Source organism: Streptomyces sp. x-19 (genome assembly GCF_046549115.1).
GTDB classification, from domain to species: domain Bacteria; phylum Actinomycetota; class Actinomycetes; order Streptomycetales; family Streptomycetaceae; genus Streptomyces; species Streptomyces albulus_C.
This window is the reverse complement of record NZ_JAJPWK010000005.1, coordinates 49,123-68,961: the sequence shown is the minus strand read 5'-3', so window position 1 is coordinate 68,961 and position 19,839 is coordinate 49,123. Positions and strand designations below refer to the sequence as shown.

The 19,839-nt window shown below is 74.1% G+C and carries 20 protein-coding genes and 1 riboswitch; of the genes, 14 read left to right on the top strand and 6 right to left on the bottom strand.

Annotated elements, in window-relative coordinates; genetic code table 11:
- Positions 1–36: 36 nt before the first annotated feature.
- A complete protein-coding gene (locus tag ACLJT4_RS15335) occupies positions 37–1,434 on the bottom strand; it encodes a DUF5685 family protein (RefSeq protein WP_411122877.1) in 1,398 nt (465 codons plus the stop codon).
- A 293-nt stretch (positions 1,435–1,727) separates the two neighbouring features.
- On the opposite strand from ACLJT4_RS15335, the gene ACLJT4_RS15330 reads away from it, so the two are divergent.
- Complete coding sequence (locus tag ACLJT4_RS15330) at positions 1,728–2,144, top strand: hypothetical protein (protein ID WP_411122876.1); 417 nt, start codon at positions 1,728–1,730, stop codon at positions 2,142–2,144.
- Positions 2,145–2,150: 6 nt separating this feature from the next.
- Here the strand turns inward: ACLJT4_RS15330 and ACLJT4_RS15325 are convergent, their stop codons facing one another.
- Positions 2,151–3,020 carry a bifunctional 5,10-methylenetetrahydrofolate dehydrogenase/5,10-methenyltetrahydrofolate cyclohydrolase gene (locus ACLJT4_RS15325; RefSeq protein ID WP_411122875.1) on the bottom strand — a complete coding sequence of 290 codons (870 nt, stop codon included), beginning with the start codon at positions 3,018–3,020 and terminating at the stop codon, positions 2,151–2,153.
- Positions 3,021–3,047: 27 nt separating this feature from the next.
- Positions 3,048–3,135: riboswitch (ZMP/ZTP riboswitch) on the bottom strand.
- Between the two features lie 69 nt (positions 3,136–3,204).
- Entirely contained in the window at positions 3,205–4,281 is a 1,077-nt protein-coding gene (locus ACLJT4_RS15320) for a hypothetical protein (protein ID WP_411122873.1), read from the bottom strand.
- Positions 4,282–4,455: 174 nt separating this feature from the next.
- Here ACLJT4_RS15320 and ACLJT4_RS15315 point away from each other — a divergent pair, with 174 nt between their 5' ends.
- Positions 4,456–4,854, top strand: coding sequence for a hypothetical protein (locus tag ACLJT4_RS15315; protein WP_016575582.1), 399 nt, complete (start codon positions 4,456–4,458; stop codon positions 4,852–4,854).
- Positions 4,855–4,929: 75 nt separating this feature from the next.
- Here the strand turns inward: ACLJT4_RS15315 and ACLJT4_RS15310 are convergent, their stop codons facing one another.
- Entirely contained in the window at positions 4,930–5,361 is a 432-nt protein-coding gene (locus ACLJT4_RS15310; protein WP_411122872.1) for a hypothetical protein, read from the bottom strand.
- Between the two features lie 156 nt (positions 5,362–5,517).
- A complete protein-coding gene (locus ACLJT4_RS15305; RefSeq protein ID WP_411122871.1) occupies positions 5,518–6,138 on the bottom strand; it encodes a TetR family transcriptional regulator in 621 nt (206 codons plus the stop codon).
- A gap of 143 nt (positions 6,139–6,281) precedes the next feature.
- Between ACLJT4_RS15305 and ACLJT4_RS15300 the strand changes: the two genes are divergently transcribed.
- The 12 genes from ACLJT4_RS15300 to ACLJT4_RS15245 all read left to right on the top strand — a co-directional run bounded on the left by ACLJT4_RS15300 (position 6,282) and on the right by ACLJT4_RS15245 (position 18,850).
- On the top strand, positions 6,282–7,472 hold the full coding sequence (locus ACLJT4_RS15300) for a cytochrome P450 (RefSeq protein WP_411122870.1): 1,191 nt from the start codon (positions 6,282–6,284) through the stop codon (positions 7,470–7,472).
- A 5-nt stretch (positions 7,473–7,477) separates the two neighbouring features.
- A complete protein-coding gene (locus tag ACLJT4_RS15295; RefSeq protein ID WP_411122869.1) occupies positions 7,478–7,696 on the top strand; it encodes a ferredoxin in 219 nt (72 codons plus the stop codon).
- Positions 7,697–8,038: 342 nt separating this feature from the next.
- On the top strand, positions 8,039–9,088 hold the full coding sequence (locus tag ACLJT4_RS15290; protein WP_016574133.1) for a hypothetical protein: 1,050 nt from the start codon (positions 8,039–8,041) through the stop codon (positions 9,086–9,088).
- A 56-nt stretch (positions 9,089–9,144) separates the two neighbouring features.
- Complete coding sequence (locus ACLJT4_RS15285) at positions 9,145–10,413, top strand: FAD-dependent monooxygenase (protein WP_411122868.1); 1,269 nt, start codon at positions 9,145–9,147, stop codon at positions 10,411–10,413.
- Positions 10,414–10,528: 115 nt separating this feature from the next.
- Positions 10,529–11,980, top strand: coding sequence for an MFS transporter (locus ACLJT4_RS15280; protein WP_411122867.1), 1,452 nt, complete (start codon positions 10,529–10,531; stop codon positions 11,978–11,980).
- Positions 11,981–12,024: 44 nt separating this feature from the next.
- Positions 12,025–12,900 carry an FAD binding domain-containing protein gene (locus ACLJT4_RS15275; protein WP_411122866.1) on the top strand — a complete coding sequence of 292 codons (876 nt, stop codon included), beginning with the start codon at positions 12,025–12,027 and terminating at the stop codon, positions 12,898–12,900.
- On the top strand, positions 12,897–15,290 hold the full coding sequence (locus ACLJT4_RS15270) for a xanthine dehydrogenase family protein molybdopterin-binding subunit (protein WP_411122865.1): 2,394 nt from the start codon (positions 12,897–12,899) through the stop codon (positions 15,288–15,290). The genes ACLJT4_RS15275 and ACLJT4_RS15270 overlap by 4 nt, the downstream gene beginning before the upstream one ends.
- An 86-nt stretch (positions 15,291–15,376) precedes the next feature.
- The gene (locus ACLJT4_RS15265; RefSeq protein ID WP_411123176.1) at positions 15,377–15,889 is read left to right on the top strand and encodes a (2Fe-2S)-binding protein; all 513 of its coding nucleotides are present in this window, start codon (positions 15,377–15,379) and stop codon (positions 15,887–15,889) included.
- Positions 15,889–16,614 (top strand): SRPBCC family protein, encoded by a 726-nt coding sequence (locus ACLJT4_RS15260; protein ID WP_411122864.1) that lies wholly within the window; start codon positions 15,889–15,891, stop codon positions 16,612–16,614. Before ACLJT4_RS15265 ends, ACLJT4_RS15260 begins: the two co-directional genes overlap by 1 nt.
- Entirely contained in the window at positions 16,611–17,261 is a 651-nt protein-coding gene (locus tag ACLJT4_RS15255) for an isochorismatase family protein (RefSeq protein ID WP_411122863.1), read from the top strand. The genes ACLJT4_RS15260 and ACLJT4_RS15255 overlap by 4 nt, the downstream gene beginning before the upstream one ends.
- A gap of 123 nt (positions 17,262–17,384) precedes the next feature.
- Positions 17,385–18,284 (top strand): alpha/beta fold hydrolase, encoded by a 900-nt coding sequence (locus tag ACLJT4_RS15250; protein ID WP_411122862.1) that lies wholly within the window; start codon positions 17,385–17,387, stop codon positions 18,282–18,284.
- Between the two features lie 53 nt (positions 18,285–18,337).
- Positions 18,338–18,850: a MarR family winged helix-turn-helix transcriptional regulator gene (locus ACLJT4_RS15245; protein WP_411122861.1), complete on the top strand. Its 513-nt coding sequence runs from the start codon at positions 18,338–18,340 to the stop codon at positions 18,848–18,850.
- Between the two features lie 126 nt (positions 18,851–18,976).
- On the opposite strand, the gene ACLJT4_RS15240 is transcribed toward ACLJT4_RS15245, so the two are convergent.
- Complete coding sequence (locus tag ACLJT4_RS15240; RefSeq protein WP_411122860.1) at positions 18,977–19,651, bottom strand: class I SAM-dependent DNA methyltransferase; 675 nt, start codon at positions 19,649–19,651, stop codon at positions 18,977–18,979.
- Positions 19,652–19,839 lie beyond the last annotated feature (188 nt).

Sequence of the window (19,839 nt, the reverse complement as noted above, 5' to 3'; positions counted from 1 at the left end):
CAACGGTTTTCCGGCCCGCCCCGTCCCTCGGCAGTCTCAGCAGTCGCAGCAGCAGCCATCGCAACAATCGCAGCCGTCGCAGCACCCGGAGCAGCAGTCACAACCATCACAGCAATCGCTGCAATCGCACGAATCACAGCTGTGGCAGCAGCCCTCGCGCTTCTTCCCGGACCACGGGCCCTCGAACTCCGATGCACAGCACACCTTGCAGGTGCAGCACAGCCCGATGGCGAGCGCACAGCCCGTCCAGAAGCCGCGGGGCTTCCTCGGCGCCGGCGAGGTGAACCGCGGCAGCTGGCCGTCCCCGCCGCCCGCCCCGCCGTGCCCCCCGTGACCGCCGCCGTGGCCGCCCCCCGACCCACCGGGTGGCACCGGCCCACCGCCGGCCGGGGTCTGCGGGACGTTGAGGTGCTGCCGCCCGTTGGCATACGGGCCACCGGCCGGCGGTTGCCCGTACGGGGACACCCCGACGCCACCGTTCCCGTACGGGTCCTGCGCGTACGGGTTGTCGGCGTACGGGTTCCCGCCCTGGGGATCGTGGGGGCCGGGCACCGCCCCGTGGGCCTGATGGGAGCAGGAGGACGTGCCGAAGGCCCGGTCCACCGAGCGCCGCAGCTCGTGCACCAGCAGCACGTGGACCAGTGCGGAGTCGGCGAACTCCACGTCGCGCAGGGCGAGTCGGACGCCGTGCAGCGCGTCGTCGCACAGCCGGCGGGCCTCGGCGAGGCCGGCGCCGGTGGCCGTGATCGGGTTCCAGGCGCCCTCGGCGGCGTCCGCGGTCCGGTCCTCCACGGCGTCGAGGAGGTGGGCCAGCCGGCCGAAGAGCCGGCCGGCCTCGGCGAGCGGCGCGGCGTTGCCCGGCCGGCCGGCCAGGACCGCGGTGTGCGCGAAGGCGGCGGCGGTCGCCGTCTCGGTCGGTTCGGTGATCACCGTCAACGGCGTACCGGGCCCGGCCGCCTGCTCGATGCCCACCTGCCGGTCGACCGCGTCGACGAGGACTGCGGTGTCGAAGCCGAGCCGGGCGCCACCGCGCGCACCGGCCCGGTCCCAGCCCGCGGCGACCCGGCGCGCGGCGACGGCCATCGGGCGGCGGCGCAGCACGCCGTTCCCGTCGGCCACGTGGTCACGGATCTTCGCTGAGGCGAGGACCAGGGAGACCGACGCCGCCAGGCGCGCCCCCTCGCCCCGGGCGACCGAGGCGGTGCGCATGCCGCGCAGCGGGCAGGGGCCGGCGGTGCGGCGCCGCAGCTCGGTCCGGCCGGACTGGGCGTCCGTCAGCACGGACACGATCAGTCCGTCGTAGTTGGTGACGACCCGGGCGAACTGGCCGTGGTCGGCGCGCAGTGCGAGGCACAGGCCGCACAGATGGGCCATCCACTCCGTCTTGAGACCTTGGGACAGGCGATGGGTGCAGGGCCTGACGATTCCGAACATGTAAGAACAAACCCCCCGTGTGTCATGAGCACGCGCCGATGGCGGCGGCGGCAGGGAATGCTACCCATCGGGCCGTTGACCTGCGCACACACCCTGCGCGCCGAGCGTCACCCACGCCGTCACGACGCCCCCGACCGGAGGCGGAACCGCCACCGCCGTCCCCCGTTTCACTCTTTCTGCTGATACCGCGGCCGCACCCCGGGTGGAAGCATGATCGCGCCGTCGCGCGGACGACCCGGCCGGGAGCGGGCCCGGCACCCAACTCGCAACCCATTCAAGGATCTTGGAGCGTCATGAAGGCGATGAGGCAGCTGACCGCGGTGTGCGTCGCGGGTGCGGTGCTGAGTACGGGTACGGCCTGCGCCTGGGCACAGGCCGCCCCGGCCCCGACCGCCCACCGCGTCGAGCTCACCGACCGGGACGCCGGCCGGGCGCTCACCGTGCACCCCGGGGACGACGTCGAGGTCCGGCTCACCGGCGTCCGCGACCGCGGCACCACCTTCGCCTGGAACGCGCCGGCCTCCGATCACCCCGCGGTGCTCCGGCGGTCGACGCTCGGGCGGACGCCGACCGGGGGCGTCACGGCCCGCTTCACCGCCGGCGACCGGGGCGGCACCGCCCTCACCGCACGGCGGTCCTGCCGTGCGGCGCCCGGCTCCCGTTGCCCGCACGTGGTCGCGACCTGGCGGGTCACGGTCACGGTGCGGTGAGCGGCGTCAGCCCGCGGCCCCCGACTGCCGGGTAGCCGCGTCCACGGTCTGGGCGAGGAGGGTGGCGATGGTCATCGGGCCGACCCCGCCCGGCACCGGGGTGATCAGGCTCGCGACGGCCGCCGCCGAGGCGAAGTCCACGTCGCCGACGTTGCCGGCGTTGTAGCCGGCGTCGACGACGACCGCCCCGGGCTTGAGCTGGTCACCGTGCAGGAAGCGGGCGCGGCCCACCGCGGCGATCAGCACGTCGGCCTCCCGAACGTGAGCGGCGAGGTCGGCGGTGCGGGAGTGGCAGTAGGTGACGGTCGCGTTCCTCCCCAGCAGCAGCATCCCCGCGGGCTTGCCGAGGATCGCGCTGCGGCCGACGACCACGGCGTGCTTGCCGCCGAGGTCGACGTCGTAGTGGTCCAGGAGGCGCATGATGCCGCCGGGGGTGCAGGAGGCGAAGCCCGGCATGCCCAGGCTCATCGCGGCGAAGGAGTGCGCGGTGACGCCGTCGACGTCCTTCTCGGGCGCGATCGCCTCGAAGGCGGCCCGCTCGTCGACGTGCGGGCCGACCGGGTGCTGGAGCAGGATGCCGTGCACACCGGGATCGGCCGACAACCCACCGATGGTGTCGACGAGTTGGGCGGTGCTGGTGTCGGCCGGGAGCGCCACGTGCCGTGACTGGATGCCGGCCTTGGCGCAACGGTTGCGCTTCATCCTCACGTAGGTGACCGAGGCGGGATCCTCGCCCACGAGGACCGTGGCCAGACAGGGCGCCTGTCCGGTGCGCGCGGTGAGCGCCGCGGCACGCTCGGCGGTCTCCTCGCCCAGACGGCGGGCGAGCGCGCCGCCGTCCATCAGGCGGGCGGTGGGGGACGTGGTCTGCGACATGGCGCCTCCTGAGCGTCGTACGTCGTACGGAATCGCCCAGGCGCACGGCAGTGACCACACCGGTCGAGCCGCTCCACGGTGGTACTCCACCCAAGCGCCAGTCACGGCTCGTCCCCCAGCTTAGGCGATGGCCGGACCGGGACGGGAACGGGTGTTCGCGGGCGACGGCACGGGTCACCCGAGGTCAGGGGGGCGGTTGGCCCGGACTTGAGGTGTACGGCGAGGTGGCCGCCTCCCATTGACTGAGGATGCCGTCCCAGTCGTGCTGGGCGACGGTGACGGCACTGGGATCCCAGGCAGGGGCCGCGGCCATCGGCGGCGGCTGGGGCGCCCAGGCCGCCTGGGCGTCCTGCGGCGCCCAGGCGCCGTAGGTGCCCTGGGGTGCGGTCCACGGTGCGGGATGGGCCGGCGACGCCCATGAGGCGTGCGGCTCGTACGGAGGTTGCGGCGGGGCCGTCGGGGCCTCGGTGCGGGCGAGTTGACCGGTGTCCGCGGAGGCCGCGGCGGGGCCGTCGGCCATCCGGCGGTGCCGGCCGATCCGGTCCGACGAGGCGGGCCTGGAGGTGTGGGTCCCGACGGCGAGTTGGTGCGCCCGGGCGGCCAGGATGGTCACGTCCAGGCCCAGTTCGGCGGCGAGCGCGCTGAGGTCGGCGCCGGTGTGGTGGCTGTGCACGAGGACCGCGTCCAGCGCCGGCGACCAGGCCGGTTCGGTGACGGGCGTGGGCGCGGGGGCCGGGGCGGGCGCCGGGGCCGGGGGCGGGGTGGCCGGTGCCGGCCGCGGGGGGATCCGGGAGGCGTTGTCCGGTGGGGCGACCGGGGCGGCGGGCACCGAGGTCGCACTGCCGGCGGTGGTGGCGCGTGGCCAGCCGTTGCCGATCGCGGCCGCGGCGGCCGCGGCTGCCGCGGCGGCGGCCGGCGAGGCGGGTCGGGGCGGTTCGGGCGCCACCGGCTGCGGCGGGGCGTCGGCCCGGCGCGCGGCGCGGCGCTCGCGGGCGGACTCGTCGAGCAGGCTCTTGGCCACCGCACGGGCGTCGTCCTTGCCGACGGTGCGGCGGGCCAGGCGCACTTCGCGGGCGTCGAGGCCGAGCAGGTCGGCGACGACTTCGTCGCTGCCGACGGTCACCGCGAAGGCGGCCAGGGTCCGCGAGCGGCGGGCCTCGGCCTCGTCGAGGAGCCCTTGCGTCCGGCGGACCTCGTCATCGCTGATGCAGAACGCCTGCGCAAGTACCGCGTGGCGCTCCCACAACTCCCTCGGTTCCATGACAGCGACAACGGTTTTTAGCCGGTATTGGTCCGGTTCTCAATGAGAGATCACTGCAAGAGGTGATATTCCCTGTATCGTGCGCAGCGCTTTAGGATGTTATGAGAGGGACTGCCCGGGGCCGACCGGGGCACGCACAGTGACCGATCGCCGGGACGAATCGTTTCTACGGCCATGAGTGCTCCCTCATCCGTCACGGTCGCCGGCCACGGCCAGACCGCCTTCGTCCCCGGCGCGCCGGTGGACCAGCCCGCCCGGCCCGGCATGGACGCCCGCGCCGCAGCGCCGCGGATCAACGCCGAAGTCGTCCGGCAGACGCCCGTGTACGCGGGTCTGGTGAGGATCTGGACGGAGCGGGCCGCGACGGTGCCCGGCGTCGCCGATCCCGAGTGGCAACGGCTGGTTTCGTACCGGGCGTTGATGGAGGAGACCGAACTCGCGCTCACCGCGCTGCGGCCGCACCGGGCCCCGGACGTGCTCCCACCGCGCCGGGCGATCCCAGGGCCGACCGCCCCGTACGCGACGGAACTGGCTCCGGTGCACCACGGGTTCCGGCCACTCGCCCACCCGTGATCGCCGGGGCGTCGCCCCGCACGCAGGAGGGCCCGGGTACCGGACCCGGGCCCACCACGGTGGCGACGCTGCGGCCTAGAGGAGGCCGAGGAAGTCGAGGCCGAGCAGGCCGGTGCGCCCCAGGCCCTCGGCGCGGCGCCCCTCCTCCTCGTTGCCCCGGCGGCGCGCGTCGTCCTTGCGGCGCTCGGCGTCACCGCGGCGGCCGTACTCCTCGTCGCCCCGGCCCATGTCATCGTCGTCGTCGTAACGGCGCTTGTCTGCGGTGCGCCCGTAGTCGTCGTCGTACCGGCCGTGCCCGTGCCGGCCTTCGCGCACGACGCGGTGCCCCTTCCGGCCTTCGTGGCTGCCGCCGTGGGCCTGTCGACCCTTCTGGTGGCACTGGCTGTGGCCGGAGCACAGCGCCGCCTGCGCGCCGCTGGAAGCCGCGGTCGCGGCGCCCGCCGTCGGGACCACCAGGGCGGCGGCGATGCCGGCCACCGCGAGCCCGCGGGGAATCGAACGAAGCATTGTTCCACCTTTACTCAGCTGGGCAGAAAAGGAACATTCTCCTGCAAGCGCGACAATAAGTCGGCCACCCAACCCCGCGTGGCGACCCGCCGGAGGGTCACCGGAACGCAGCACGAGCCGGACCGCACTGGCAGCACCACAACCACCCGGACGACGTCACTCCGCCTTCGGCGCCCCCTCCAGCAGGGCGGCCAGCGCCTCCCCCACGAGTCGGCAGACGGCATCCGGATCGGCGCTGGCCAACGGCTCCTTGCCGACCACGACCCGCATCAGGCCGATGCCCAGGAGCCAGGACAGCGCCAGGTCGCCGCGGAGCGCACCGTCGTCGGCCCGGGAGAGGGTGGCCAGCACGTCGGCGTACTCGTCACCAAGTCCCCGCAGCGCCTCGCCGATTTCGTCGCTGCCGCCGATCGAGCGGAGACAGACCTCCAGCGAGCGGTCGGTGCCGGGGCCGGCGCCCTCGGCGAGCATGCCGCGCAGGGCCACCTCGAACAGTCGCTCCGGCGGGGTGGCGCGCAGCTGTTCCTGGCCGCCGCGCGCCATCACCTCCCCGAACAGGGCCTTCTTGGAGCCGAAGTAGCGGAACAGCAGGGCCTGGTTGACGCCGGCCCGGGATGCGATGTCGCGCACCGTGGCGCGTTCGTAGCCGCGTTCGGCGAAGAGGTGTGAGGCCGCGTCGAGCAGGAGGCGCCGGGTGCCCTGTGCGTCCCGGCGGTGCTCGCCGGTGGCGCCGCCGCAGGGGGCCACCTCCACCGCTCTCCTCGTTGCCTCCGGCATCGTCGCTCTCCTTCCCGTCGGTCCGTCCGATGGTCGTCGTGGCCCGCCGTAGCGGATCAGGACGACGGCTGCAATCCATCGTTGACCACCCCGAGCGTGCGTCCTACGGTATGTAAGCAGGTGCTTACACAAGGGAGGTCACCGTGACCACAGCCAAAACAGCACCCCTCTCCTACCCCTTCAACATCGCCGAGAGCCTTGACCTTTCGGCGGAGTACGAGAAGGCGCGCAATCGCCCCGGTCTGCTCAAGGTCCAGATGACGTACGGCGAACCGGCCTGGCTCGTCACGCGGTACACGGAGGCCCGGTTCGTCCTGGGCGACCAGCGGTTCAGCCGGGCCGAGGGCATCCGGCACGACGAGCCCCGACAGTCCGAGGGCAGCCGCAACAGCGGCATCCTGAGCATGGACCCGCCGGACCACACCCGGTTGCGCACCCTGGTGGCGAAGGCGTTCACGGTCCGTCAGGTCGAAAAGCTCCGGCCGCAGGTGAAGGAGCTGACCCGGGAGCTGCTGGACGAGCTGGAGGCGGCCGGACCGCCGGCCGACCTCGTCGACCGGTACGCCCTGCCGATCCCGGTCGCGGTGATCTGCCGGCTGCTCGGCGTGCCCACCGAGGACCGGCCGAAGTTCCGGATCTGGAGCGACGCCGCGCTGTCGACGAGTTCCCTGACCGCCGAGGAGTTCGACGCCAACCGCGAGGAGCTCCGCGCCTACATGGGCAACTTGATCGAGCAGCACCGGCGGGAGCCACAGGACGACCTGATGACCGCGCTGATCGACGCGCGGGACGTCAACGACCGGCTGACGGAGCTGGAGCTGGTCGACCTGTGCGTGGGCATCCTGGTCGCCGGCCACGAGACCACCGCCACCCAGATCCCCAACTTCGTCCTGGCACTGCTGGACCACCCCGACCAACTGGCCGTGCTGCGCGAGCAGCCCGACCTGATCGGGGGCGCCGTGGAGGAATTACTGCGCTTCGTCCCGCTGGGCAGCGGCGCGGGCCAGCCGCGGTACGCCACGGAAGACATCGATGTCGGCGGCACGCTGGTGCGGGCCGGCGAGCCGGTACTGGTCGCCATGGGGGCGGCCAACCGCGACGCCCTGCGGTTCGACGGCCCGGGGAAACTGGACATCCGGCGGACCGGCAACCAGCACCTCGGCTTCGGCCACGGCGTGCACCACTGCCTGGGCGCACCGCTGGCCCGGCTGGAGCTCCAGGAGGCGCTCTCGGCGCTGATCACCCGGTTCCCCGGGCTGCACGTGGCCGGGGACGTGGAGTGGAAGACCGAGATGCTGGTGCGCGGTCCGCGGGTCCTGCCGGTGGGGTGGTGAGCGCGGTGGCGTGGAAGGTGGCGGTCGACCCGGCGCTGTGCATCGCCTCGGGTTCCTGCCCGGCGATCGCGCCGGACCTGTTCGTCCTGGACGGGCCGCACGCCCGGGTGGTGCAGGAGGAGATCGCGGAGGACGAGCGGGCGCTGGACGCGGCCGAGGTGTGTCCGGCGATGGCGATCACCGTGCAGGACGCGTCCGGACGGGTGATCGGGCCCCGGCCGTAGGGTTTGCGGGAAGAGGGGGCGGGGCGCGGCCGGGGGCGCGTCCCGCTTCGCGCGTCCACGCGCCCATCGGGCGGACCGGAAGGCCGTACTGACGGACGTTCAGGGGCCGAAGCGGGCCAACTCGGCGCGCACCCCTTGCCAAGCCGAGATCGTACGTGTTCGGATTATCTCCGTCGGGATGCCCCCCGCACCCTCGCATCTCCGCAGTTCAGCGCATGCCCGAAGACCCGAGGCGACGGGCCGGCAGCGCCCCGCCGGAAACGGGGCGGTGCCGCGCCCCCGCCGGTACCCGCACGCGTCAACGACCACCCAGCCCCCGAACTCGCTCTCCGGAGGGTCCTCGTGTTCGACCTCTCGTCCGTCGACCTGCTCGACGCCTTCACCCGTCAACTGCGGCTGTGCAAGCTGCGCGACGACGAACATGTCGTGGTGCTGGCCGAACCGGGCAGCCGCGGCGACTACGTCGCGGCGGCGTTCGGCGCGGCCAAGGCGTGCGGTGCGCACGTCATCGCGGCGACCGTGCCCGGCGGCACCCCCGCACCGATGCCCAGCACGCACACCGGCGCCGGCCCCGGCCTGACCTCCGTCCTCAACGACACCACCGCCCAGGACCTGCTCAAATCGGCCGACCTGGTCGTCGACCTGACCCGCGAGGGCTTCATCCACGCCCCGGTCCAGCAGGAGATCCTGCGCGCCGGCACCCGGATCCTCTTCGTCTGCGACGCGCCCGAGGTGTTGATCCGCAACCTGCCCGAGGAGGAGGACAAAGCCGAGGTGCTGCGCGGCGTCGAGCTGCTCAAGCGGTCGGCGCAGATGCGGGTGCGCTCCGCCGCCGGCACCGATCTGACCGTCCAACTCGCCGGTTCCCGGCCGGAGTTCCAGTGCGGCTTCGCCGACGATCCGGGCCGGTGGGACCACTGGCCGAGCACCATGGTGCTGTGCTGGCCGGAATTCTCCGACGGGCAGATCGTGCTGGCGCCGGGCGACATCCTGCTGCCGTTCAAGGAGTACGTGCGCGAGCCGGTGACGCTGCGGATCGTCGACGGGCACATCGAGAAGGTCAGCGGCGGCGCCGAGGCCGAGTTGCTCACCACGTTCTTCGCGGACTCCCGGGACACCTGGGCGCGCAGCCTGTCGCACATGGGGTGGGGGCTGATGCGCACCGCCGACTGGTTCGCCACCGCGATGTACGGCAAGGACGAGCTGATGGGCATGGACGCCCGGGCCTTCGCCGGCAACTTCCTGTGGTCGACCGGCCCGCACCCGGTCCTGGGCCGCGAGTCCTACGCCCACCTCGACATCGCGATGCGCGGCTGCTCGGTCACGGTCGACGGGACGGAGGTGGTGGTCGACGGCCGGCTCGCCGAGGACCTCGGACCCGCCGGCGGCTGACCGACCGGCCGCATCCGCTGCCCCGTCGTGCGCGAGCGCAACGTCCTGGAGGAAGAGTGGCGCCCAGTCAGTCCTACGAAGTCACCATCGCCGGCGGCGGTCTCGGCGGCCTGACCGCGGCGCTGGCCCTGCGCCAGCGCGGTCTGCGGGTCACCGTCCTGGAACAGGCACCGCAGCTCGGCGAGGTCGGTGCCGGCATCCAGACCGCGCCCAACGCCAGCCGGGTGCTGCTCGGGCTGGGCCTGCGCCGACAGCTCGAAGCCATCCACACCGAACCGCTCGACCAGGTGCGGCGGCGCTGGCAGGACGGCAGCGTCGTGGCGCTCACCCCGCTCGGTCAGCACTGCAAGGACCGGTTCAACGCCCCCTACTGGCACTACCACCGGGCCGATCTGCACCGGGTGATCATGGATGCCTGTCTGGATCCGACCGGTCCGGGCCCGGCGGTGGCGATCCACACCGCGAGCCGGGTCGTCGAGTTGGACCGCACCCGGCCCGAGCGGCCGGAGGTGACCACCGACGACGGGCGGCGGTTCGCCGGGGACGTGCTGATCGGGGCCGACGGCGTCCGCTCGCGCGTGCGGGAGCTGATGGGCGCCCCCGACACCCTGCTGTTCTCCGGCGAGATGGCCTACCGGGCGCTGGTCCCGGGCGAGCTGATCGCCGCCGACCCGGCCACCCGGTGGCTGGTCGACCGCTTCCAGAGCACGATCTGGTACGGCCCGGAGCGGCACCTCGTCCACTACCTGATTCGGGGCGGCGCGTACCTCAATGTGGTGGCATGCGTGCCGTGCACCGAGGAGGTCGCCGAGAAGTGGACCGTCGCCGCGTCCCCACAGGACCTGGTGGACGCCTTCCCCGGCTGGGACGACCGGGTGTCGGCGATGCTCTCCAAGGCCAAGGAGAACGTCAGTTGCTTCGCCCTCTACCACCGGCGGCGGGACCCCGTCTGGACCGACGGGCACGTGGCGCTGCTCGGCGACGCCTGTCACGCCATGCTGCCCTACCAGGCGCAGGGCGCCTCGCAGGCGATGGAGGACGCCGCGGTGCTGGCCGAGGAGTTGGGGGCGGTCACCGTCTCGGGGGTGGCGGACGCGCTGCGCCGGTACGTCGACCGGCGGGCCAAGCACGCCGGGATGGTGCAGGAGGCGTCATGGCAGAACAAGACCTTCTACCACTTCCCCGACGGTCCCGAGCAGCGGGCCCGGGACGCGCAGCTGCGGCGCTTCGACGGGGAGTCGGACCTGTCCTACGACTGGCTGTGGCGCGGCACCCCGCTCAACGACCCGGACCAGGTGGCCTTCTCCTACCCGTTCGCCCGCTGACGCCTCCGCACGCCCGCCGGGTCCCCGTCCCGGCGCCCCCGGGTCCCCACCCCGGTGTCCGCACGGGCGCGGGCAGGCCGTCCGCGTCCGGTCCGTACACCCACCTGGAGCGCATGTGAAAACCGGCGATCAGATCGTCCAGGAACTCCCCTGGAAGTGGGGCGTCCAAGGCAAGGTCTTCCTCATCGGTGGCCTCGGCTATCTCTTCGACGCGTACGACATCGCCCTCAACGGCTTCCTGATGCCGCTGCTGGGCGAGCACTTCCACCTGGCGCCGGCCGACCGAGGGCTGGTCGCCACCGCCAACCTGGTGGGGATGGCCGTGGGCGCGGTGGCCTGGGGCGCGGTGGCGGACCGGCTCGGGCGGAAACGGGCCTTCAGCGTCACCCTGTTGATCTTCGCGTCGTTCTCGGTGCTGGGTGCCTTCGCCCCGACGTACCCGGTGTTCCTGGTGCTGCGGTTCGCCGCCGGGGTGGGGCTCGGCGGCTGCATCCCGGTGGACTACGCGCTGGTGGGTGAGTTCGCGCCGCGCCGGTACCGGGGGCGGGTGCTGACCGCGCTGGACGCCTGGTGGCCGATCGGGGTGACGCTGTGCGGGCTGGTCTCGACGGGACTGCTGCCGGCGGCGGACAACTGGCGGTGGATGCTGGCGGTGATGAGCGTGCCGGCGCTGCTGCTGTTCTGGGTCCGCCGGGGCGTGCCGGAGTCGCCCGTGCACCTGGCCGGGCAGGGCCGGGAGGCGGAGGCGCGGGCGGTCATCGACGCGCTGGTGGCCCGTACGGGGGCGACGCCCGAGCCCTACGCGATCCCCGCACCGGTGGCCGGTTCCGGGGCGCGGGGGCCGCGGGCGGTGGGCGAACAGCTGGTGCGGATCTGGGCGTTCAGCCCGCGGATCACCTCGGCCGCCTGGCTGCTGTTCGCGGCCGTGATGCTGGTCTACTACGCGGCGTTGAGCTGGTTGCCGTCGATCCTCAAGGACCAGGGGCTGGGCAGCACCGCCGCGTTCACGGGCACCACGGTCATGAGCGGCGTCGGCATCGTCGGGGTGCTGGTGTCCACCGCGCTGGTGGACGTGATCGGCCGCAAGTGGCTGATCGGTCTGTCGGCGCCGCTGGCCGCGCTGGCGCTGGTGCTGTTCGCGCTGGTGCGCCGGGAACCGGCAGCGTCGGTGGCGGCCCTCGCGGTGTTCGGCTTCCTGATGCAGTTGGCGATCCCGGCGCTGTACGCGTACGTCGCCGAGCTGTACCCGACCCGGCTGCGGGCCAGTGGCTTCGGCTGGGCCTCCTCGGTCAGCCGGGTGCTCACCGGCTTCGCGCCGCTGCTGTTCGGCTCGGTGCTGTGGCCGGTGCTGGGGCTGCCGCTGACGTTCGGGGTGCTGGCGCTGGCGGTGGTGGCCGCGGTCGGCTGGACCGCGGTGGCCGCGCCCGAGACCAAGGGGCGGGCACTGGACGACGCGCCGGCACCCGACCGCACCGCGGCCCCCCACACCGCCGTGCCGGCCGCCGCCACCGGCACGGCGGACCCGCCCGGCACCGCCCTGACCGCGCCCCGCCGCCGCCCCTCCTGACCCCGCCCCGCCGGGAACCGCCGCACGACACGAACAGGATCCGCATGAAACCCGCCCCCTTCCGCTACCACCGGGCCCGCGACGTCCACGGCACCACCCGGCTCCTGGCCGAACTGGGCGAGGACGCCAAGGTCCTCGCCGGCGGCCAGAGCCTGGTCGCGATGATGAACTTCCGGCTGGCCCGCCCCGACCACCTCGTCGACATCGGCGGCCTGCGCGAGCTCGACCACCTCACGACCGGTCCCGAAGGCGCCCTGCACATCGGTGCCCTGACGACCCATCACACCGTGGAGACCGCTCCCGACGCGCTGCTGGGGCCGGGGTTCGCGGTGCTGCGCCGGGCCATGGGCTGGATCGGCCACCTGCCGATCCGGACCCGCGGCACGGTCGGCGGCAGCCTGGCGCACGCCGACGCGACGGCCGAGTGGTGTCTGCTCGCGGTCACCCTCGGCGCCGAGATCGTCATCAGCGGGCCCGACGGGCAACGACGCGTACCGGCCGGGGAGTTCTTCCTGGGCCCGTACACCAGCGCCCTGGAACCCGACGAACTGCTGACCGAAGTCGTCTTCCCGCGGCCCGCGCCGCACGCCGCGCTCACCGAGTTCGCGGCGCGCAAGGGGGACTTCGCGCTGGTGTCGGCGGTGGTGGACCTCCACGTCGAGGGGGCCCGGGTGCGCGGCGGTCGGGTGGGGCTGGGCGGGGTGGCGCCGGTGCCGGTGCGGGTGCCGGAGGCCGAGGCGGTACTGGCCGACGGCGGGTCGTTCGCCGACTGCGCCGCCGCGGCCGCCGCGGCCGCCGATCCCCCGGACGACACCGGCGGCAGTGCGGCCTACCGCCGGCAGCTCGTCCGGGCCCTGGTCGAACGGGCCTGCGTCCAGGCGAGCGGAGCGACGGAGCCGAAGGGGGCGAGGACGCGATGAGGCGGGTCGAGGACGGTGCACACGAGAGCGAGGGAAGGCTGATCGGCCGGTCCGTGCCACGCCGGGAGGACCCCCGACTGCTGACCGGACGCGGTCGGTTCGTCGACGACGTCACCCTGCCGGGCACGCTGCACGCGCAGTTCGTGCGCAGCACGGTCGCGCACGGCGAGGTCACCGCGATCGACCTGGACGGGGTGCGCGCGGTGCCGGGCGTGGTCGCCGCGTACACCGCCGACGACCTCGGATTGGGCGACATCACCGCCCAACTGGCCCGCCCACCCGAGGAGTTCGTGCCGACGGCGATGCCGGTACTGGCCCGCGACCGGGTGCGCTACGTCGGCGAACCGGTGGCGATCGTGGTGGCACGGGACGCCTACGCCGCCGAGGACGGGGTCGAGGCGGCCCGGGTCGGCTACGCCGTCCGCCCGCCGGTGACGGACGAGGCGGCGGCGCTGGCCGACGACGCTCCGCTGCTGCACGCCGAGGCCGCCCGGAACACGCTGGTCGACGTCCAGTCGTTCGCCACCGAAGGCATCGACGAGATCTTCGCCGCCGCCCACCGCGTCGTCCGGGTCGAGGCCCGCACCGGCCGGCAGAACGCCCTGCCGCTGGAGACCCGGGGCGCCCTGGCGCACTGGGACGACCGGGAGGAGCAGCTCGTCCTGCACACCTGCAGCCAAGTCCCGCACCAGGTGCGGACGGTGGCCTCGCGGTGCCTGGGCCTGGCCGAGCGGGCGGTGCGGGTGGTGGTGCCCGACATGGGCGGCGGCTTCGGGCTGAAGTGCGTGGTGGGGCGGGAGGAGATCGCCGCGGCGGCGGCCGCGCTCCGGCTGCGCCGCCCGGTGAAGTGGATCGAGGACCGCAAGGACGCGCTCTCGGCGTCCTTCCTCGCCCGCGAGCAGCACTACGACGTGCGGGCCGCCTTCGACGCGGCCGGCCGGATCCTGGCGCTCGACGCGGACGTGGTGTGCGACATGGGCGCCTACTCCTGCTATCCGTTCACGGCCGGCATCGAACCGCTGATGGCCGCGGCGGAGATGCCGGGCGTCTACAAGGTGCCCGCCTACCGGGTGCGCGGCCGGGCGATCGCCACCAACAAGGCGCCGACCGCGCCGTACCGCGGGGTCAGCCGGCCGCAGTACGTGATGGTCGTGGAGCGGCTCTTCGAGCGCGCGGCCCGGGAGCTGGACCTCGACCCGGTGGAGATCCGGCGCCGCAACCTGATCACCGACTTCCCCTACACCGGCGTCAACGGCATCACCTACGACCCGGGCTCCTACCGGGAGTCGCTGGACCTCTGCGAGCGCACGCTGCGCGACGAGGGCTGGTACGAGCGGCAGCGCGCGGCCCGGGCCGAGGGCCGGCACCTGGGCATCGGCTACTCCTGCTTCAGCGAGCGCACCGGCTACGGCTCGGCCGCGTTCGCGCAGCGGAAGATGGCGGTCGTGCCCGGCTTCGACCTGTCCGAGGTGCGGATGGACCCCAGCGGGGCGGTGACCGTCACCACGGGGACGATGAGCCACGGACAGAGCCACGAGACGACCATGGCGCAGATCGTCGCCGAGCGGCTGGGCCTGGAGCTGGACCGGGTGCGGCTCCACCAGGGCGACACCGACCGGGTCGCCTACGGATGGGGCACCTTCGCCAGCCGGTCGATCGCGGTCGGCGGCAGTGCCGTCCGGCTGGCCGCCGGGCGGCTCGGCGAGAAGCTGCGGGCGATCGCGGCGGCCCGCTGGGAGGTCCCCGTGGAGGAGACCGTCCTCGGCCGCGGCGAGGTGGTGCGTCGGGGCGCGCCCGGCACCGCGCTCGGTTACCGCGAGCTGGCCGAGATCGCCTACCTACGGGTCGACCTGCTGCCCAAGGACATCGAGCCGGGGCTCTCCGCCACCGCCGCCTTCGACGTCTTCAACGACGGGACGTTCTCCAACGCCACCCACGGCGTCGTCGTCGAACTCCACGCGGACACCGGCCGGGTGGAGATCCTGCGGTACGTCTGCGTGGAGGACTGCGGGGTGGCGATCAACCCGCAGGTGGTGGAGGGCCAGTGCCGGGGCGGGATCGCCCAGGGCATCGCGGGGGCGCTGTTCGAGCAGGTGACGTACGACGCCCAGGGCGAGCCGTCGGCCACCAGCTTCATGGACTACCGGGTGCCCACCGCGCACGAGATCCCCGACGTGGCGATCCACCACCTCCAGACGCCGTGCGCGTTCACCGAGACCGGCGCCAAGGGCGCGGGCGAGGGCGGCACCATCGGCGCCCCCGCGGCCGTGCTCAACGCCGTCAACGACGCGCTGCGCCCCACCGGCGTGGAACTGGACGACATCCCGATCACCCCCGAGACGGTGCACCGCGCCCTGCACCGCCGGCACTACCAGGAGAGCGCCCGATGACGACCCGCCCCCAGCCGCCCGCCGCCACCCCGGACGCCGCCACTGCCGCGCAGGCCCCGCCGCCGGCGGAGCGGGAGGTGCAGTTGATGGTCCTGGACGTGAACGGCGAACGGCACGAGGTGATCACCGAACCGCGCCGCACGTTGGTGGACGTGCTCCGCCACGAACTGCGGCTGACCGGCGCCCACGTCGGCTGCGAGCACGGCATCTGCGGAGCCTGCACGGTGCTGCTCGACGACCGGCCGGTGCGGGCCTGCCTGATGTTCGCCGCGCAGGCGGAGGGCGCGCGGATCCGCACCGTCGAATCGCTGTCGGCGGGACCGCCGGACGCGGCGGACGGCGGACTGAGCGACCTGCAACGTGCGTTCCGCGCGCACCACGCCCTGCAATGCGGCTTCTGCACCCCCGGGTTCCTGATGCTCGCCGAGGGGTTCCTCGCCGAGCGGCCGGACGCCGACAAGGAGGAGATCCGCGAGGTGGTGGCCGCCAACCTGTGCCGGTGCACCGGCTACCAACCCATCGTCGAGGCCATCGAGGACTGCGCCGCGGCCCGGCGCGCCGAACGGGCCGCGGCGTCGGCCCCCCGGAAGGAGAAGTGATGCAGCTCAGCAACACGGTGCCGGTGCCGGCCCCGCCGGACGCGGTGTTCGCGCTGGTCAACGACGTGGAACGGGTGGCGTCCTGCATGCCGGGCGCGGTGCTCGACGGCCGCGACGGCGACGCCTGGCAGGGCCGGGTCCGGGTCAAGGTCGGCCCGATCACCGCCGCCTACGCGGGCACCGTGCGTTTCCTGGAGGCCGACGCCGACCGGCGGCGGCTGCGGGTGCAGGCCCGCGGGGCGGACGCGCACGGGAACGGCGACGCGGAGGCGGAGGTGACGCTGACCGTCACCGAGGCGCCGGAGGGGGCGCGGTTGGAGTTGGTCACGGACCTGGTGATCCGCGGCAAGCTGGCGCAGTTCGGCAAGGGCGCGATCGGGACCGTCTCGACGCGGATCCTGGAGCAGTTCGCCCGGAACCTGGGCGGACTGCTGGCGGCCGAACGCGACGGCACCACCGCAGCGGCGCCCTCACCCACGCCCTCACCCGCGCCGTCGACGACACCGGCGTCCGCTCCGGTCGCGTCGCCCCGGCCGCAGGGGGCCGCCGCGGCGCAGGACCTCGACGGGTTGTCGGTCCTCGTCGGGCCGGCGGTCGGGCCGGTGCTGGCCAAGTACGGTCCGTTGGCCGCCGCGTTCGCGGTCGGGGCGTGCCAGGGCTGGCTGTTGGGGCGGTTGGCCGGAATGCGGCGGGAGCTCAAGACGCTGCGGCGGGGGCGCGCATGAGCCACTACGGGGCGGCCACCGACCGCACCTACGAGCGGGCCGGGTTCGGCGCCGCGGTGCGCCGCGGGCGGCGGCCCGCACTCGTCGTCGTCGACCTGACCCGGGGGTTCACCGAGGACCGCTTCCCCACCGGCGCGGATCTGAGCGACGTCGTCGGGGCCACCGGGCGGCTGATCGAGGCGGCCCGGCCGGCGGGCGTCCCGGTGGTGTTCACCGCGATCGCCTACACCCCGGCCGAGGTGTCCGGCGGCCACGTCACCTGGCTGCGCAAGGCGCCGGGGTTGGGCGCGCTGCTGGAGGGCAGCGAGGCGGTCGCGGTCGATCCGCGGTTGCCCCGGCGGGAGTCCGATGCGCTGGTCCTCAAGAAGGGCGCGTCGGCCTTCTTCGGCACCTCGCTGGCCGCCACCCTGACCGGGTTGGGCTGCGACACCGCGGTGGTGTGCGGCGCGACCACCAGTGGCTGCGTGCGGGCCACGGCGGTCGACGCGGTGCAGTCCGGCTTCCCGGTGCTGGTCCCGCGGGAGTGCGTCGGGGACCGGGCGGCGGGCCCGCACGCCGCGGCCCTCTTCGACATCCAGGCCAAGTACGGCGACGTGGTCACGCTGGCCGACGCCGTCGGTTATCTGGCGGAATCGGTGCGCGATTGAGCCAATCCGGCCCCCGGCCGCCCGGGCCCACCGCTCCGGGCCCGCCCTCCGCTCCCCGTCCGGCCCTCGTGACCTCTTGCCCCTGTGCCCCGTGCCCCCGTGCCCCGTCAGGAAGGTGTCACCATGTCGCAGTCCTCCCCGTCCGCCGCGCCCGTCCGGTGCGTGCGGCAATCCGCCCTCGCGGACCTGGCCGACGTGCCGGCCACCAGTCGGTGGGTCCGCTCGGGGGCCACCCGGCTGCACGTGCTGGACTACGGCGGCGACGGACCCGCGCTGGTCGTCCTGCCCGGGATCACCAGTCCGGCCGTCACCATGGACTTCGTCGCCCGCGAACTCACCGATCTCGTGCGGCCGTTGGTGGTCGACGTGCGCGGGCGCGGGCTGTCGGACGGCTGCGGCAGGGAGCCGGCGGACGGCGGTGACGACGGCCGCGGCTACGGGTTGGAGTCGTACGCCGAGGACACCGAGGCGGTGATCGACGGGCTCGGGCTGACCCGGCCGTTGCTCTTCGGGCACTCCATGGGGGCGCGGATCGCGGCGGTGGTCGCGGCGCGCGGCACGGTGGCGCTCGGCGGCAGCGTACTGGCCGATCCGCCGATGAGCGGGCCGGGCCGCGGCCCGTACCCGACGACGCTGGCGGCGTTCCTGGGGCAGTTGGCGGAGGCCGAACGCGGCACCGACGCCGACGAGGTGGCCCGGTCGTGGCCGCGCTGGCCGCGCCGCGAGCAGGAGTTGCGGGCGCGCTGGCTGTCCAGTTGCGACCGGCGGGCGGTCGCCGCCACCCACCGCGGTTTCGAGTCCGAGGACTTCTTCGCCTGGTGGCCCGCGGTCACCGGTCCGACGGCGCTGCTGTACGGCGCGCAGAGTCCGGTGGTCACGGCGGCGGGGGCGGCCCAGGCGCGGGCGGTGCTGCCGTCGGCGACGGTGACCGCGGTCCCGGACGCCGGCCACATGCTCTTCTGGGACAACCCGCCGGCGGCACTGGACGCGCTGCGTGCGGCACTGCGCCCCATGCTGGCGTGAACATGCTGACCATCCACGGGACCGGCGCGGCGCACCGTGATTGAGTTGCCCCCATGGCTGACGAGACCACACCCACCGCGCCCGGCTCCCCCGCGGCTCCCCGCACCACCGAGTGCGGGGTGACGATTCCGCCCGCCCTGATGGCGGCCCCCGGCTATCAGGTGCGCCGGCTCTACCAGGCGTACCTGGCCGTGTGGGTGCGCGCGGTCGATCCGACGCTCACCGGGCCGCAGTTCGCGGTGCTGACCGCGGTGGACGCGACGCCGGGACGGGACCAGCGGTCGATGGCCTCGGCGGTGGCGCTGGACACCTCGACGATGGCGGACGTGGCCCGACGGCTGGAGAGCCGGGGCCTGATAGTGCGCCGCACCGACACCGCCGACGGCCGGCGCAAACTGCTGTACCTCACCGAGGAGGGCGAGCGGACGCTGCGCGGCGCCCACGACCGGGCCCGGCAGCTGGACGCCCGCCTGTTGACCCCGTACGACGACGGCCAACGTGCCGACGTGATGGACCTGCTGACGTCCCTGGCCGACCACTGGGAGGGCCTGGCCGGGGGTTCCTGACGCGCGCCGGCCCGGCGTGCGTCCAGATGCCGTCGCTCGCCGCGATCCAACCGGTCGAGTACCCGGCCGGGTAGCGGCTCGCGGGGCCGGGCGCCGCACCCCCGGCGCCGCGCCCCGCGCGCGTCGTCAGGCGGCCGGCTTGCGGGCCAGCAGGTACGCCTGCGGGCCGTTCTCCCGGCCCTCGGGCTCCCGCAGCACCCGCGTGCCCACCACGAACCCGGCCCCGACCGCCAGGTCGGCGACCCGCTCCGGGGTCAGCCAGTAGACGTCCAACGCGAGGTCATGGCCGTAGGCGTGGTCCAGGTGCCGGAGTGCGTCGCCGGCCTTGAAGGCGAGCAGGAGGTGGCCGCCCGGGGCGAGGACACGGTGGAACTCGTCGAAGACGGCCGGCAGCAGCTCCGGCGGCGTGTGGATGATCGAGTACCACGCGACGACGCCGGCGAGCCCTCCGTCGGCCAGCTCCAGGCCCGTCATCGACCCTTCCTCGAACCGGATTTCCGGGTGCGTCGCGCGGGCCACCGTCACCATCCCGGGCGACAGGTCGACCCCGAAGACGTCCAACCCGAGGGCGTGCAGGTGACCGGTGATCCGACCGGGACCGCACCCGAGGTCGGCGACCCGGCCGGCGCCGTCCGCCCGCACCAGGTCGGCGAAGGCGCCGAGCATGGCCCGGTCCATCGGCATCCCGGCGAGCGCCGTCCGCAACAGCCGTTCGTAGTCGACGGCGACGGTGTCGTAGGCGGCGCGGGTGCTGCGCAGGAAGTCCGGTTCGGTCGGGGCGTGCGGTTCGGGAGCGGTCATGGGGCAGGACGGTAGCGGACGGGACGGCAGCGGGAGACCCGGCGGGGAGTGCGGGAGCGAATGCGCCTGACCGTCACACAATGCCCACATGACACAATGTGTCAACCACCGCGTACGGTAGGCCCGTCCACCGGCCCTCGGCGCCGCCCGCCTCCACGGGGACGCCGCCACGCGTCCGGTGGACTGGT

Coding starts and splice junctions, on each gene's coding strand:
- ACLJT4_RS15315 (WP_016575582.1), top strand. CDS start 4,456: ATGAGTGCTCCCTCATCCGTCACGGTCGCCGGCCACGGCCAGACCGCC.
- ACLJT4_RS15265 (WP_411123176.1), top strand. CDS start 15,377: ATGGTCCTGGACGTGAACGGCGAACGGCACGAGGTGATCACCGAACCG.
- ACLJT4_RS15245 (WP_411122861.1), top strand. CDS start 18,338: ATGGCTGACGAGACCACACCCACCGCGCCCGGCTCCCCCGCGGCTCCC.
- ACLJT4_RS15310 (WP_411122872.1), bottom strand. CDS start 5,361: ATGCTTCGTTCGATTCCCCGCGGGCTCGCGGTGGCCGGCATCGCCGCC.
- ACLJT4_RS15250 (WP_411122862.1), top strand. CDS start 17,385: ATGTCGCAGTCCTCCCCGTCCGCCGCGCCCGTCCGGTGCGTGCGGCAA.
- ACLJT4_RS15320 (WP_411122873.1), bottom strand. CDS start 4,281: ATGGAACCGAGGGAGTTGTGGGAGCGCCACGCGGTACTTGCGCAGGCG.
- ACLJT4_RS15275 (WP_411122866.1), top strand. CDS start 12,025: ATGAAACCCGCCCCCTTCCGCTACCACCGGGCCCGCGACGTCCACGGC.
- ACLJT4_RS15260 (WP_411122864.1), top strand. CDS start 15,889: ATGCAGCTCAGCAACACGGTGCCGGTGCCGGCCCCGCCGGACGCGGTG.
- ACLJT4_RS15240 (WP_411122860.1), bottom strand. CDS start 19,651: ATGACCGCTCCCGAACCGCACGCCCCGACCGAACCGGACTTCCTGCGC.
- ACLJT4_RS15255 (WP_411122863.1), top strand. CDS start 16,611: ATGAGCCACTACGGGGCGGCCACCGACCGCACCTACGAGCGGGCCGGG.
- ACLJT4_RS15330 (WP_411122876.1), top strand. CDS start 1,728: ATGAAGGCGATGAGGCAGCTGACCGCGGTGTGCGTCGCGGGTGCGGTG.
- ACLJT4_RS15335 (WP_411122877.1), bottom strand. CDS start 1,434: ATGTTCGGAATCGTCAGGCCCTGCACCCATCGCCTGTCCCAAGGTCTC.
- ACLJT4_RS15325 (WP_411122875.1), bottom strand. CDS start 3,020: ATGTCGCAGACCACGTCCCCCACCGCCCGCCTGATGGACGGCGGCGCG.
- ACLJT4_RS15270 (WP_411122865.1), top strand. CDS start 12,897: ATGAGGCGGGTCGAGGACGGTGCACACGAGAGCGAGGGAAGGCTGATC.
- ACLJT4_RS15305 (WP_411122871.1), bottom strand. CDS start 6,138: ATGCCGGAGGCAACGAGGAGAGCGGTGGAGGTGGCCCCCTGCGGCGGC.